Here is a 13,385-nt window from a genome sequence, read left to right as displayed (position 1 = left end):
ATACTCGGGCGGGATTGAACGGGTAATATAATAACGTCTCCAGCCCGCGCCGTCCTTGCCCATGACCGACACGCCCCTGGCCTCGCGCCCCCACGATCATTCCCGCTGCGTCAGCCATGCCCTGGCCGAGGCCGAGTCCATCTGCGCGCGCCAGGGCCTGCGCCTGACCGCCCTGCGCAAGCGCGTGCTGGAACTGGTGTGGGCCAGCCACAAGCCGCTCGGCGCCTACGACATCCTCGGCGTGCTGAGCGACGAGGACGGCCGCCGCGCCGCGCCGCCGACCGTCTACCGGGCGCTGGATTTCCTCCTGGAAAACGGCCTGGTGCACCGCATCGCATCACTTAACGCCTTCGTCGGCTGCAGCCATCCCGAGCACCCGCATCAGGGCCAGTTCCTGATCTGCCGAGCGTGCCATGCGGCGACCGAACTGGAACAAGCCACCATCAGTCAGGCCATCGTCGACAGTGCAGCCGGCGTCGGTTTCGTCGTCGAGGGTCAGACCGTGGAAGTCGTCGGCCTGTGCGCCGGCTGCAAGGGCACGGCATGAGCGACGCGCTAATCCGCCTCGACGGCGTCGCTGTCAGCTTCAACGGCCAGCCGGTGCTGGATAACGTGCAGCTCAGCGTACAGCCCGGCGAGATCGTCACCCTGATCGGCCCCAACGGCGCCGGCAAGACCACCCTGGTGCGCGTGGTACTCGGCCTGCTGCAGCCCGAGCGTGGCAGCGTGCGCCGCACGCCGCGCCTGCGCATTGGCTACATGCCGCAAAAGCTCCATGTCGACGCCACCCTGCCGCTGTCGGTGCTGCGCTTTTTGCGCCTGGTGCCGGGTGTGGATCGCCAGCGCGCGCTGGCGGCACTGGCTGAAGTCGGCGCCGAACAGGTGATCGACAGCCCGCTGCAGGGCATCTCCGGCGGCGAGCTGCAGCGCGTGCTGCTGGCCCGCGCGCTGCTGCGCGAGCCCGAACTGCTGGTGCTGGACGAGCCGGTACAGGGCGTCGACGTCGCCGGCCAGGCCGAACTGTACCGGCTGATCTCGCGCCTGCGCGAGCGCCACGGCTGCGGCGTGCTGATGGTCTCGCACGACCTGCACCTGGTGATGAGCGCCACCGATCAGGTGGTCTGCCTGAATCGCCATGTGTGCTGCTCCGGCCACCCGGAACAGGTCAGCGGTGACCCGGCCTTTATCGAACTGTTCGGCCAGGACGCCAAGAGCCTGGCCGTCTACCACCACCATCACGACCATGACCACGACCTGCACGGCAGCGTGGTCAAGCCGGGCCTGACCATCCACGGCCCGGCCCACGTGCACGGCCCGGACTGCAAACACTGATGCCCGATTTCCTCCTCAACGCCCTGCTCGCCGGCCTGGCGCTGGCCCTGGTGGCCGGCCCGCTCGGCTCCTTCGTGGTGTGGCGACGCATGGCCTATTTCGGCGACACCCTGTCCCACGCCGCCCTGCTCGGCGTGGCCCTCGGCCTGATGCTCGACGTCAGCCCGACCCTGGCAGTGACGGTCGGCTGCGTGCTGCTCGCGGTGCTGCTGGTGACCTTGCAACAGCGCCAGCCGCTGGCTTCGGACACGTTGCTGGGCATCCTCGCCCATAGCACCCTGTCGTTGGGCCTGGTGGTGCTGAGCTTTATGCACGAGGTACGCATCGACCTGATGGGCTACCTGTTCGGCGACCTGCTCGCCGTCGGCCCGGCCGACCTGGCCTGGATCCTCGGCGGCAGCGCGCTGGTGCTGGTGCTGCTGGCGCTGCTGTGGCGGCCGCTGCTGGCGATCACCGTGCACGAGGAGCTGGCGCGGGTCGAGGGCCTGCCGGTGGCGGCCATCCGCCTGGCGCTGATGCTGCTGATCGCCGTGGTGATCGCCGTGGCGATGAAGATAGTCGGCGTGCTGCTGATCACCTCGCTGCTGATCATCCCCGCCGCCGCCGCCCAGCGCCACGCGCGCACCCCGGAGCAGATGGCCCTGGGCGCCAGCCTGCTCGGCCTGCTCGCGGTCTGCGCCGGGCTCAGCCTGTCCTGGTTCCAGGACACCCCGGCCGGGCCGTCCATAGTCGTCAGCGCCGCCGCGCTGTTTCTCGCCAGCTTCGCCCTGCCCAAGCGCAACGCCTGATAGCGCCCTCGACCCTGCGCCCCCGGATTGCATCCGGGCTACGGCCTGGCCGATCGGCGTGAAATCGCCGGGGCAACCCGGTATGCTTGCGCGTTTTTTGCGCAATCCGAGACGCACAGTCATGAAGTCGTTCGTTTTCCGTAGTTTCCCCCTGCTGCTGGTTCTGTTCCTCGCAGGCTGCCAGCAGGCCCCGCAGCAGCCGCTGCCGCCGGTCGACGAGCTGGTGCTCGCCCTGCGTCAGCTCGACCTGAGCCTGGCCGAGGAGCGGCTGGACGATGCCCGCAGCCAGCTCGCCGCCCTCGAGCGCCGCGCCGCCGGCGACACCCGCCTCGAGCAGTACCGCCGCCAGCTGGCCGATGCCTATCTGCAGCAAGGCCGCGAAGCCCTGCAGCAGGGTGACCTGGATCGCGCCGCCAAGGCCCTCGGCCAGGCGCGCAGCCTGCTGCCGCAGGCCCCGGCGCTGAGCGGCGATCTGCAGCAGGCCATCGAGAATGCCCGCGACGCCCGCCGCGACGCCGCCGAACAGCTGGCGCGCGCCGCCCGGCTCGACGCGCAGCGTCAGGCACAGCTGAGCCAGCAACGCGCGACCGCCGAACGCCTGGCCGCCGCCGCTCCGGCCAGAATCACCGCGCCCGCTCCTGCGCCAGCCATCGCCGAGCCGCCCAGGGCGCGCCTGATCGATCCCGCCGCGGCCAGCAGCGCAGTGGCCATGCCGATGCTGGACAAGCAGGACAACGAGCACCTGCGCCGCCTGCTCGATGGCGTGGCGGCGGACGTGGTGACCTTCCGCTGCGCCGTGCGCATCGAAGTGCGCGAGGCCAAGGACTATCCTTGGGTCGCGGCGCTGCTGTCGGCGCGGATCAAGAAGCTCGATCCGGGCTTTCGCCCGCAGCTGAGCCAGAAGATCGTGCCGCAACAGGTGCCGCGCCTGCTGCTGAGTCCGCAGCGCGGCTGAGCGAATCCGTGGCGCTGGTGGATGGGCGAAGCGTCATCCACCCTACGGTTCGGCGTCGGTAATGCGATTTTGTAATAACCATAGGCCAACAAAGATTTTCTCGGCCTAAACACGGCCGGGTAGACTAGCGCCCCTTTGCGCCCACCCGGCGCCCGCTGGCCGGCTCACCTACCGTGGAGCCCGCCCTTGAACATACCCAAAAGGTCGTTCGCGTGATCCAGTTTCAATCCGTCCACAAGGCCTACCGCGTCGCCGGCCGCGAGATCCCCGCGCTGCAGCCGACCGCGCTGCAGATCGAACGCGGTCAGGTGTTCGGCATCATCGGCCATTCCGGCGCCGGCAAGAGTACCCTGCTGCGCCTGATCAACCGCCTGGAGGAGCCCTCCGGCGGGCGCATCGAGATCGACGGCATCGACGTCACCGCCCTCGATGCCCAGGGCCTGCGCCGCTTTCGCCAGCAGGTCGGGATGATCTTCCAGCACTTCAACCTGCTGTCGTCGAAGACCGTCGCCGACAACATCGCCATGCCGCTGCGCCTGGCCGGCGAGCTGGACCGCGCCGAGATCGACGCCCGGGTCGCCGAGCTGCTGGCCCGCGTCGGCCTGCAGGAGCACGCCAAGAAGTACCCGGCACAGCTCTCCGGCGGGCAGAAGCAGCGCGTCGGCATCGCCCGGGCGCTGAGCACGCGGCCGAAGATCCTGCTGTGCGACGAGGCCACCAGCGCCCTCGACCCGCAAACCACCGGCGCCGTGCTGCAGCTGCTGGCCGAGATCAACCGCGAACTGGGCCTGACCATAGTGCTGATCACCCACGAGATGGACGTGATCCGCCGCGTCTGTGACCGCGTGGCGGTGATGGACGCCGGCGTCATAGTCGAGGAAGGCCCGGTGGCGCAGGTGTTCCTGCACCCGCAGCACCCGACCACGCGGCGCTTCGTGCTGGAGTCCGAGCATGTCGATGAGGCCGAGCAGCGCGACGACTTCGCCCACGTGCAGGGCCGCATCCTGCGCCTGACCTTCCAGGGCGAGGCCACCTACGCGCCGCTGCTGGGCACCGTGGCGCGCGAGACCGGAGTCGATTACAGCATCCTCGCCGGGCGCATCGACCGCATCAAGGACAGCCCCTACGGCCAGCTCACCCTGGCCCTCACCGGTGGCGACATCGATGCCGCGCTGGCGCGCTTCGCGGCCGCCGAGGTGCATCTGGAGGTACTGCGCTGATGCTCGAACAACTGCTACCCAACGTGTTCTGGCCGGAAATCTGGCAGGCCAGCCTCGACACCCTGAACATGCTGCTCGGCTCGATGCTGTTCACCGTGCTGCTCGGCCTGCCGCTCGGCGTGCTGCTGTTTCTCACCGGCCCGCGCCAGCTGTTCGAACAGAAGGCGCTGTACGGCGTGCTGTCGCTGGTGGTCAACGTGCTGCGCTCGGTGCCCTTCGTCATCCTGCTGATCCTGATGATTCCCTTCACCGAGCTGCTGGTCGGCACCTCGCTGGGCGTGGCCGGCGCCATCCCGCCGCTGGTGGTGGGCGCCACGCCGTTCTTCGCGCGCCTGGTGGAGACCGCCCTGCGCGAAGTCGAGCGCGGCATCATCGAGGCGACCCAGGCCATGGGCGCCAGCACCTGGCAGATCATCACCCGCGCGCTGCTGCCCGAGGCCCTGCCCGGCCTGCTCGCGGCGGCCACCGTCACCGCCATCACCCTGGTCTCCTACACCGCCATGAGCGGCCTGATCGGCGGCGGCGGTCTCGGCGACCTGGCGGTGCGCTACGGCTACCAGCGCTACCAGCCGGACGTGATGGCGGTGACCGTGATCCTCCTGCTGATCCTGGTGCAGGTGCTGCAGATGGTCGGCGACCGTCTGGTGGTGCATTTCTCGCGTAAATGAATTCAACGGCGGGCGAACGCTCATCCGGCGACGCCCACCCTCCCCATCCCACAAGGAGTCCCATATGAAAAAGCTGCTCGTCGCCCTGACCGCCCTGGCGGCCTTCTCGGCCCAGGCCGAAACCCTCAACGTCGCCGCCACCCCGGTGCCGCACGCGGAGATCCTCGAATTCGTCAAACCGGCGCTGGCCAAAGAAGGCGTGGAGCTGAAGGTGCGCGTGTTCACCGATTACGTGCAGCCCAACCTGCAGGTGCAGCAGAAGAACCTCGACGCCAACTTCTTCCAGCACCAGCCGTATCTGGACGAGTTCAATGCCAGCCGCAAGACCGAGCTGGTCAGCGTTGCTGGTGTGCACGTCGAGCCCTTCGGCGCCTACTCCAGCAAGATCAAGAACCTGAACGAGCTGCCGCAAGGCGCCACCGTGGCCATCCCCAACGACGCCACCAACGGCGGCCGCGCTCTGCTGCTGCTGCAGAAGGCCGGGGTGATCACGCTCAAGCCGGAAGCCGGCATCCTCGCCACGCCCAAGGACATCGCCGAAAACCCCAAGGCGATCAAGGTGCGCGAGCTGGAGGCGGCCACCCTGCCGCGCGTGCTGAGCCAGGTCGACCTCGCCCTGATCAACACCAACTACGCCCTGGAAGCCAAACTCAACCCGACCCAGGACGCCCTGGCCATCGAGGGCAGCGACTCGCCCTACGTCAACCTGCTGGTCGCCCGTCCGGACAACAAGGACAGCGCCGCCATGCAGAAGCTGGCCAAGGCGCTGAACAGCGCCGAGGTCAAAGCCTTTATCGCCGAGAAGTACCAGGGCGCCGTGGTGCCGGCGTTCTAAGCCGCAGCCCCTACCCGATCAATAAGCCCGCCGCCGTGCGGGCTTTTTTCTGCAGGTTGCGCACGCAGGGTGCCTATGCCTGCAGGCACTGCAGCAGGCAATCCAGCGCCGGCTGGCGCTGGGCGCGGCGCAGCAGGGCGAGCAGTTCGCGGTGGAAGGTCAGCTCGCCCAGCTCAAGCACCCGCAGCCGCGTCGGCCGCTGCAGCCACAGCCCGGCGCGCGGCACCAGGGCCACGCCCATGCCGTTCTCCACCAGACGCACGATGGCCTCCAGCTCGTCCAGCTCCAGCGCCTCGCGCACGCTCAGGCGCTGTTCGCGGAGGAAACGACTGACCTGACGGCCGCCGAACGAGGCGCGGTCGTAACGCACGAACGGCTGTTCGGCGAGCAGGCGCAGCGGATCGTCGCCCTCCGTCGCCAGCGGCGCGATCAGCACGAAGGGCTCGCGCGCCAGCGGCACCTGCAGCAGCTCCTTGGGCAGCGGGAACGGCGGCTTGATCAGCAGGGCCAGATCCAGTTCGCCGGCATCCAGCTGGCTGAGCAGCTGCAGCGACACCCCCGGCACCAGCTTCAGCTCGACCCGCGGCGCCAGCTGGCGAAAGCGCGGCAGCGCCTCGGCCAGCAAGCCGGTCTGCAGGGTGGCGATAGCGCCGACGCGCAGCTCGCCCTGCCACTGGTCGGCCGCCTGCGGCAGCGCCATCTGCGCGTACAACGCCAGCATCTGCTCGGCCAGCGGCAGGGCATGCCGGCCGGCGGCGTTGAGCACGGCGGCGCGGCCGCTGCGGTCGAACAGGCGCACGCCCAGCTGCTGTTCCAGCACGCGCATCTGCGCGCTGACCGCCGACTGGGTCAGGCCGACCTGCTGGCCGGCGGCGGCGAAGGTGCCCAGACGGGCGACGGCGACGAAGGTCTTGAACTCGCGCAGCATCGGCAATCCATCAAAATTATTTGAGCTTGCGAGCAAGGATATTCGCTTTCAATCGATTTGGCTGTTGCTAGGCTGGGGGCGAACAACCAAGAGGAACTCCGCGATGGCCCTAGCCCCCTTTCACCTGGCGATTCCCGTGTACGACCTGGCCGCGGCGCGGCACTTCTACGGCGAGCTGTTCGGCTGCGCCGAGGGCCGCAGCAGCGAGCACTGGGTGGACTTCGACTTCTTCGGCCACCAGCTGGTGATCCATGAAGCACCGAAGATGGCGCACCAGGAGGCGGCGCACCGCAACCCGGTGGACGGCCACGACGTGCCGGTGCCGCATTTCGGCGTGGTGCTGGCCTGGGACGACTGGCAGGCGCTGGCCGCGCGCCTGCAGGCGCGCGGCACGGCCTTCGTCATCGAGCCCCATGTGCGCTTCGCCGGCCAGGTCGGCGAGCAGGCCACCCTGTTTCTGCTCGACCCCTGCGGCAACGCCCTGGAGTTCAAGGCGTTCAAGGATATCGGCCAGCTGTTCGCCAAGTGAGAGCCGGCGGTGCGCCCTAGGCCAGGATCGTCTGCTGCAGGCGTTCGGGCAGCAAGTCGCGCAGCGCTTCGTTGGCGGCCAGCAGTTGCGGCAGCAGCTCGCCCAGCACGGCCGGCTTGAGGTGGGCGCAGACGTCCGCCTGGCGCGGCAACGGCAGGCCGGCGAGCACCCGGGCGGACACCGCGACGTTGTCGTCGGCCGCCGCCGCCTCGGTCAGCTTGCACAGGTAACCGGTGGAGAAGCTGCGCAGACTCTGCACGATCAGCTCGATATCGAGGATATGGCGGGCGATCTGCAGCACGTGGTCGGCGTCGTTGATGCCGTAGATCAGCACCTTGACCTGCCGGGCCGACAGGCATTCGGCGTAGCGCGCGGCGGTGGCGAAGGCGCCGATCACGCAGAGCCGGCGCGCCACCTCCAGGTGCAGGCTGTCGGGCAGGCTGAGGTAGGTGGCGAGGATCAGCTGCGGGTCGAGGTGGGTGGTGACCTGGGCGAGGAACTCGATGGGCAGCGCCAGGATCAGCTCGCGCAGCTGCGCCGGCGGCAGATGCGGCGACAGCTGCGCCGCCTGCTCGGCGCCGAGCTTCTGCACCAGGGCCGCCTTCACCGCCAGCGGCGCCATGCTCTGCGAAGCCAGCAGCAGGCGCTGGCTCAGACTCAGGGATGGGGCTTTGGCCATCGGGAACTCCTTGTCGTGAGCGGGAGCGGCCAGCATCCCGCAGCGACCGCCGTGGCACAGCCATCTTTGATTCGGTCGGCCCGGCCGCGCCCGTGACGCCTGGGTAGGGAGGGAACAGCCCAGGTTCTCAGTACACCGGGGCGTCGATCTGCGCACGCAGCAAGGCGGCGAAGGCCTCGGCCTCCACCGGCCGGCTGATCAGATAACCCTGGATCTCGTCGCAGTGCTGGCTCTTGAGGAAATCCATCTGCGCCTGGGTCTCCACCCCCTCGGCGACCACCTTGAGCTCCAGGCTGTGGGCCATGGCGATGATCGCGCGGGTGATCGCCGCATCCTCGCCGCCCGGCGACAGGTCGCGGATAAAGGTCTGGTCGATCTTCACGTAGTGCACCGGGAAGCGCTTGAGGTAGCTGAGCGAGGAGTAGCCGGTGCCGAAGTCGTCGATCGCCAGTTTCACCCCCAGCTCGCGCAGTTGGCGGAAGGTGGCGATGACGCTGTCGACGTTGTCCAGCAACTGGCTCTCGGTCAGCTCCAGCTCCAGGTATCGCGGCGCCAGGTCGGTTTCCTCCAGCACCTGGCGCACCAGGCTGGTCAGGTTGCCCTGGCGCAGCTGATGCACCGAGATGTTCACCGACACGCGAATCTCCGCCAGGCCCTGGCGCTGCCACTGGCGCGCCTGCCGACAGGCCTGGCGCAGGACGAATTCGCCGATCGGCGCGATCAGCCCGGTTTCCTCGGCCAGGCCGATGAACTCGCCGGGCGGCACCAGCCCCTGCTCCGGATGGCGCCAGCGCACCAGCGCCTCGGCGGCATTCAGGCTGTCGTCGGCCAGGCACAGCTTGGGCTGGTAGAACACCTCCAGCTGGCCCTCCTCGATCGCCTTGCGCAGCTGGTTCTCCAGCTGCAGGCGCTCCAGGGTGCAGGCCTGCAGGTTGTCGGTGAAGAACTGGAAGGTGTTGCCGCCCAGGTGCTTGGCGTGCTGCACCGCCATGTTGGCCTGGCTGATCAGCGCGCTGATCTCGCGCGCGTAGTCCGGCAGCAGGCTGATGCCCAGCGAGGCGCTGACCACCAGTTCGTGGCCGCCGACGTCCATCGGCACGCGCAGCTTGGCCAACAGCCGGCTGGCCACCCGCGCCAGGCTGGACAGGCTGCCGTAGGCATCGAGGATGATGGCGAACTCGTCGCCGGACAGCCGCGCGATGCAGTCGGCCTCCGGCACCGCCTGGGTCAGGCGGCGGCTCATCTGCCGCAGCAGCTGGTCGGCGACCTCGTGGCCGAGGCTGTCGTTGAGCAGCTTGAAGCGGTCCAGGTCGATATGCAGCAAGGCGACGCTGCGCCCGCTCTGCCGCGCACGCTGGCTGGCCTCGTGCAGGCGCTCCTTGAACAGGCTGCGGTTGGCCAGGCCGGTCAGCTCGTCGTAGTGCGACAGGTAGCGCAGGCGCTCCTCGGCCTCGCGCCGCGCGCTGAGGTCGGCGAAGAAGCCGACGATATGGCTGGGCCGCCCGCTGGCGTCGCGCACCAGGTTGAGCTGCAGCCATTGCGGATAGAGCTCGCCGCTCTTGCGCGTCTCGATCAGCTCGCCCTGCCAGCTGCCGCTGCCGTCCAGTTCCTGGCGGATCAGCTGGTACTGGCGGCGCATCTCGCGGCTGCCGATCAGGCTGGTCACCGTGCGCCCCAGCACCTCCTCGCGGGCGTAGCCGGTCACCGCGCTGAACGCGCGGTTGACCGCCAGCAGGCGGTAGTCCGGGTCGAGGATGAAGATGCCCTCGCTGGCCGCCTCGAACACCGTCGCCGCCAGGCGCTGCTGCTGTTCCTGCTGACGCCGCGCGCTGACGTCGCGGCGGGTGCCGAGCATGCGCCGCACGCGCCCGGCGGCGTCGCGCTCCACCGCGCGACCGCGATCCTCGATCCACAGCCAATGGCCGTCGGCGTGCTTGAAGCGGTATTCCACCTGATAGCCGTCGCTGCGCCCCTTCATATGTTCGACCAGGGCGCGGCGCAGCGTCGGCAGGTCGTCCGGGTGCAGGCGCGGGGTCAGGTCGCGCAGCATCACCTGCACCTGCTCGGCGTCCAGGCCGAACAGCTCGCGCAGGTGCGAGTGGTGCACCTGGTCGCTTTCCAGATCCCAGTCCCACAGGCCCAGTTCGCTGGCCTCCAGGGCCAGGGCCAGGCGCGCCTGGCTCTTGCCCAGGGCGTGGGTCGCCTCGTCCAGTTCCAGGGTGCGCTCGGCCACGCGCATTTCCAGCTCGCCATGGGCGCTGCGCAGTTCGCGCTCGGCGCGCCGGCGCTGCTCCACCTCGCGCGCCAGCTCCTCGTTGAGGCCCTCGGCGCGCAGCTTGGCGTGCTCCAGGTTGGCGATCAGCGCCTGGTTGTGAAACCGCTGCAGCAGGCTGCGCTGGACCAGGCGGTTGACCTGCCAGGCCACCACCAGCAAGGCCAGCGAGAGGATCACCCCGAGCCCGCCCCAGCCGCGCTGCAGGTTGTTGCCTTCGGCCAGCAGGAAGGCCACCGAGGGCAGCAGGCAGGGCAAGGCGAAGGTGAGGAAGGCCGGCAGACTGACGGCATAGGCGACGCTGGCGGAGAGGATCGCCGCGGCGATCAGGCCGTAGAGCAGCGCCTGCTGATAGAAGGCATCGGCCGGCACCAGGACGATGGCGGCGAAGGCCAGGGTCAGCCCCGAGGCGCCGGCGCCGAACAGGAAACGCCGGCGCCAGTGGGCTTCGGCCTGGCGGCTGGGCAGTGCGGCGTCGAAGGCCTTGACCTGCACCAGGCGCAGCAATACCAGCAGCACCATCCAGCCCAGCCAGGCGGCCAGCAGCGGCGCGCGCTGCTCGCTCCATAACAGGAAGGCGCAGGCCAGGCCGGTGAGCAGCATCAACAGGGTGGGCAGCCGCGAGCCCTGGTAGAGCAGGCGGGTACGTTCGACGGCGATATCCGTGGCGAACAGCTGTTCGGCCGCATGCGGATCCAGCGTCACTTCGGGGACTACGGCGCTAGTGGTGGCGGTCATAGGCGATTTTCTTGTAATGGTGCCTAGGCGTCGCGGCAGAATACCCGAGACAGACGCATCGCCCAACCAAGATGTGACCAATTTCACCCGCTGGCGCCTAACTTTCGACGGGCCGTCCGTGGCGCCGCCGCCCTGGTTCGCCGGCCGCCGTGCCGACCCGCCGGTCGTCGGTTGCCGCCGTGCGCCGCGCGCGGTTTGCCCGGCGTGGCCGCGCCCCCTAGAATGCCGCGATGCAAAAAGACCCCAAACTCCTGATCGCTTCTCTCAACGACGCCCAGGTCCAGGCCGTGGCCGCCCCGCTCGGGCGCCAACTGGTGCTGGCCGGCGCCGGTTCCGGCAAGACCCGCGTGCTGGTGCACCGCATCGCCTGGCTGATCCAGGCGGTGGGCGCCTCGCCCCATTCGATCCTGTCGGTGACCTTCACCAACAAGGCCGCCGCCGAGATGCGCGCGCGCATCGAGCAGATGCTCGGCCACAACCCGGCCGGCATGTGGGTCGGCACCTTCCACGGCCTGGCCCATCGCCTGCTGCGCGCGCACTGGCAGGAAGCCGGGCTGGCCGAGAACTTCCAGATTCTCGACTCCGACGACCAGCAGCGCCTGATCAAGCGGGTGATCCGCGAGCTGGGCCTGGACGAGCAGCGCTGGCCGGCCAAGCAGGCGCAGTGGTTTATCAACGGACAGAAGGACGAGGGCTTGCGCCCGGCGCATATCCAGGCCGGCGGCGACCTGTTCCTGGCCACCATGCGCGGCATCTACGAGGCCTACGAGGCGGCCTGTGCGCGTACCGGGGTGATCGATTTTTCCGAGCTGCTGCTGCGCGCCCTCGACCTCTGGCGCGACAAGCCGGGCCTGCTCGAGCACTACCAGCGGCGCTTCCGCCATATCCTGGTGGACGAGTTCCAGGACACCAACGCCGTGCAGTACGCCTGGCTGCGCCTCTTGGCCAAGGGCGGCGACAGCCTGATGGTGGTGGGCGACGACGATCAGTCGATCTACGGCTGGCGCGGCGCGCGGATCGAGAACATCCAACAGTTCTCCAGCGATTTTCCCGATACCCAGCTGATCCGCCTGGAGCAGAACTACCGCTCCACCGCCGGCATCCTCAAGGCCGCCAACGCGCTGATCGCCAATAACCAGGGGCGCCTGGGCAAGGAGCTGTGGACCGACGGCGACGACGGCGAGCCGCTGGCGCTGTACGCCGCGTTCAACGAGCACGACGAAGCGCGCTACGTGGTCGAGAGCATCGAGGACGCCCTGCGCAAGGAAGGCCTCAAGCGCAGCGAGATCGCCATCCTCTACCGCTCCAACGCCCAGTCGCGGGTACTGGAAGAGGCGCTGCTGCGCGAGAAGATCCCCTACCGCATCTACGGCGGCCAGCGCTTCTTCGAGCGCGCCGAGATCAAGAACGCCATGGCCTACCTGCGCCTGCTCGACGGCCGCGGCAACGACGCGGCGCTGGAGCGCATCGTCAACGTGCCGGCGCGCGGCATCGGCGAGAAGACCGTCGAGAGCATCCGCGAATACGCCCGCGCCCACGACGTGCATATGTGGGAAGCGATTCGCCTGATGCTCGCCAATAAGGCCTTGCCCGGCCGTGCCTCCAGTGCATTGGCCGGCTTTATCGAGCTGATCGACAGCCTGGCCGAGCAGGTGCTGGCCATGCCCCTGCACCTGATGACCCAGACCGTCATCGAGCAGAGCGGGCTGATCGCCTATCACCAGGCGGAAAAGGGCGAGAAGGGCCAGGCGCGGGTGGAGAACCTGGAGGAACTGGTCAGCGCCGCGCGCGCCTTCGAGAACGACGAAGACGAGGAGCTGAGCCCGCTGCAGGCCTTCCTCACCCACGCCTCGCTGGAGGCCGGCGACACCCAGGCCGCCGAGAACGAGGACAGCATTCAACTGATGACCCTGCACAGCGCCAAGGGCCTGGAATTCCCCCTGGTGTTCCTGGTGGGCATGGAAGAGGGTCTGTTCCCGCACAAGATGAGCCTGGAAGAACCGGGCCGCCTGGAAGAAGAACGCCGCCTGGCCTATGTCGGCATTACCCGTGCCATGCACCGGCTGGTGATCAGCTACGCCGAGACCCGGCGTCTCTACGGTAGCGAGACCTATAACAAGGTGTCGCGCTTCGTCCGCGAGATCCCCGCCCCGCTGATTCAGGAAGTGCGCCTCTCCAACAGCGTCAGCCGCCCGGTGAGCACCAGCTCGATGGGCGGCGGCAGCCTGTTCGCCGGCAGCGCCGTGCCGCAGACGCCGTTCAACCTGGGCCAGCGCGTGCGCCACAGTTTGTTCGGCGAGGGCACCATCCTCAACTTCGAGGGTGCCGGCGCGCAGGCACGGGTGCAGGTGAACTTCGAAAGCGAAGGCAGCAAGTGGCTGATGCTCAGCTACGCCAAGCTGGAAGCGCTTTGACCAATAACCGTAGCCCGGACAATAAGG

12 protein-coding genes are annotated in these 13,385 nt (G+C 68.7%); 9 read left to right on the top strand and 3 right to left on the bottom strand.

Going from position 1 to position 13,385, the window contains the following annotated elements; all coding sequences use genetic code 11:
- Positions 1-61 precede the first annotated feature (61 nt).
- The 7 genes from ACIGKL_RS14960 (at position 62) to ACIGKL_RS14930 (ending at position 5,798) form a co-directional block, all read left to right on the top strand.
- Positions 62-547 carry a Fur family transcriptional regulator gene (locus tag ACIGKL_RS14960; protein ID WP_397487403.1) on the top strand — a complete coding sequence of 162 codons (486 nt, stop codon included), beginning with the start codon at positions 62-64 and terminating at the stop codon, positions 545-547.
- Positions 544-1,332: a zinc ABC transporter ATP-binding protein ZnuC gene (gene znuC / locus ACIGKL_RS14955; RefSeq protein ID WP_397487402.1), complete on the top strand. Its 789-nt coding sequence runs from the start codon at positions 544-546 to the stop codon at positions 1,330-1,332. The genes ACIGKL_RS14960 and znuC overlap by 4 nt, the downstream gene beginning before the upstream one ends.
- Entirely contained in the window at positions 1,332-2,120 is a 789-nt protein-coding gene (gene znuB / locus ACIGKL_RS14950; RefSeq protein WP_397487401.1) for a zinc ABC transporter permease subunit ZnuB, read from the top strand. Before znuC ends, znuB begins: the two co-directional genes overlap by 1 nt.
- A gap of 121 nt (positions 2,121-2,241) precedes the next feature.
- Positions 2,242-3,075 carry a PA5502 family lipoprotein gene (locus ACIGKL_RS14945; RefSeq protein ID WP_397487400.1) on the top strand — a complete coding sequence of 278 codons (834 nt, stop codon included), beginning with the start codon at positions 2,242-2,244 and terminating at the stop codon, positions 3,073-3,075.
- 212 nt (positions 3,076-3,287) lie between these two features.
- Positions 3,288-4,295 carry a methionine ABC transporter ATP-binding protein gene (locus ACIGKL_RS14940; RefSeq protein WP_397487399.1) on the top strand — a complete coding sequence of 336 codons (1,008 nt, stop codon included), beginning with the start codon at positions 3,288-3,290 and terminating at the stop codon, positions 4,293-4,295.
- A complete protein-coding gene (locus ACIGKL_RS14935) occupies positions 4,295-4,963 on the top strand; it encodes a methionine ABC transporter permease (protein WP_397487398.1) in 669 nt (222 codons plus the stop codon). The genes ACIGKL_RS14940 and ACIGKL_RS14935 overlap by 1 nt, the downstream gene beginning before the upstream one ends.
- Positions 4,964-5,027: 64 nt before the next feature.
- Positions 5,028-5,798: a MetQ/NlpA family ABC transporter substrate-binding protein gene (locus ACIGKL_RS14930; protein WP_397487397.1), complete on the top strand. Its 771-nt coding sequence runs from the start codon at positions 5,028-5,030 to the stop codon at positions 5,796-5,798.
- A 73-nt stretch (positions 5,799-5,871) separates the two neighbouring features.
- Here ACIGKL_RS14930 and ACIGKL_RS14925 read toward each other — a convergent pair whose 3' ends face one another.
- Entirely contained in the window at positions 5,872-6,726 is an 855-nt protein-coding gene (locus ACIGKL_RS14925) for a LysR substrate-binding domain-containing protein (protein ID WP_397487396.1), read from the bottom strand.
- 103 nt (positions 6,727-6,829) lie between these two features.
- Between ACIGKL_RS14925 and ACIGKL_RS14920 the strand changes: the two genes are divergently transcribed.
- Entirely contained in the window at positions 6,830-7,255 is a 426-nt protein-coding gene (locus ACIGKL_RS14920) for a VOC family protein (RefSeq protein WP_397487395.1), read from the top strand.
- A 16-nt stretch (positions 7,256-7,271) separates the two neighbouring features.
- On the opposite strand, the gene ACIGKL_RS14915 is transcribed toward ACIGKL_RS14920, so the two are convergent.
- Positions 7,272-7,934 carry a hypothetical protein gene (locus ACIGKL_RS14915; protein ID WP_397487394.1) on the bottom strand — a complete coding sequence of 221 codons (663 nt, stop codon included), beginning with the start codon at positions 7,932-7,934 and terminating at the stop codon, positions 7,272-7,274.
- 127 nt (positions 7,935-8,061) lie between these two features.
- Positions 8,062-10,944, bottom strand: a complete 2,883-nt coding sequence (locus ACIGKL_RS14910) for an EAL domain-containing protein (RefSeq protein WP_397487393.1) — start codon at positions 10,942-10,944, stop codon at positions 8,062-8,064.
- 230 nt (positions 10,945-11,174) lie between these two features.
- Between ACIGKL_RS14910 and uvrD the strand changes: the two genes are divergently transcribed.
- A complete protein-coding gene (gene uvrD, locus ACIGKL_RS14905; RefSeq protein ID WP_397487392.1) occupies positions 11,175-13,358 on the top strand; it encodes a DNA helicase II in 2,184 nt (727 codons plus the stop codon).
- Positions 13,359-13,385 lie beyond the last annotated feature (27 nt).

It is taken from the genome of Pseudomonas sp. NPDC077186, from assembly GCF_044543505.1.
GTDB lineage: Bacteria > Pseudomonadota > Gammaproteobacteria > Pseudomonadales > Pseudomonadaceae > Aquipseudomonas.
This window is presented reverse-complemented; position numbering and strand designations above follow the sequence as displayed.